Here is an 845-nt window from a genome sequence, read left to right as displayed (position 1 = left end):
TTCAGAGGGTCCTTTACCGTCTATATCTTTACTTGATCCTGCAGAAACTAATAAAAAACTCGGCTTCTCCAAAGAGATGCTCGAGCATATGTCTAGGCTACTTGAAGAGAAGCTGGGCGACTTTGGTGTCAAAGCGGAAGTTGTAGAGGTTAATCCCGGCCCGGTGATTACACGTTTTGAGATTCAGCCAGCCCCCGGTGTAAAAGTTAGTAAGATTTCTAATCTAGCGAAGGATCTGGCTCGTTCTTTGGCAGTACTTGCTGTCAGGGTGGTTGAAGTTATCCCTGGTAAGTCAGTAGTTGGTATCGAGATACCAAATGAGCACCGAGAGATTGTCCGCTTTAGCGAAGTTTTGCTATCTAAGGATTATGATGATGCAGAGTCACCGGTTACCCTGGCGTTAGGAAACGATATTGCAGGCGACCCGGTCGTTACAAACTTGGCGAAAATGCCGCACTTGCTGGTAGCCGGTACGACGGGTTCAGGTAAGTCGGTTGGTGTTAACAGTATGATTCTAAGTATGCTGTTTAAAGCACAACCTGATGAAGTGCGTTTTATCATGGTTGATCCAAAGATGTTGGAGCTTTCAATTTATGATGGTATACCGCACCTATTAACCCCAGTGGTAACCGATATGAAAGAGGCTGCGAATGCTCTGCGTTGGTGTGTTGCCGAAATGGAGCGCCGTTATAAGTTGATGGCTTCTTTGGGCGTTCGTAACATTGCAGGCTATAACCGAAAGGTTAAAGAAGCTATTGAGCGCGGCGAGCCCATGAAGGACCCTATCTGGGTGCCAGATTTACACCTAAGAAATGAAGAAAGTGACCGTCCGGATCTTGAGACTT

The 845-nt window shown here is 46.4% G+C and carries 1 protein-coding gene; it reads left to right on the top strand.

The genetic code is table 11. From position 1 onward, the window contains the following. Positions 1-845, top strand: an 845-nt coding sequence (locus A3735_RS24685; RefSeq protein ID WP_255375192.1) for a DNA translocase FtsK, incomplete at both ends; no start/stop codon positions are given.

The organism is Oleiphilus sp. HI0061, assembly GCF_001635675.1.
Note: the sequence above shows the minus strand (reverse complement) of the source record. Positions and strands in the feature narration are given on the sequence as shown.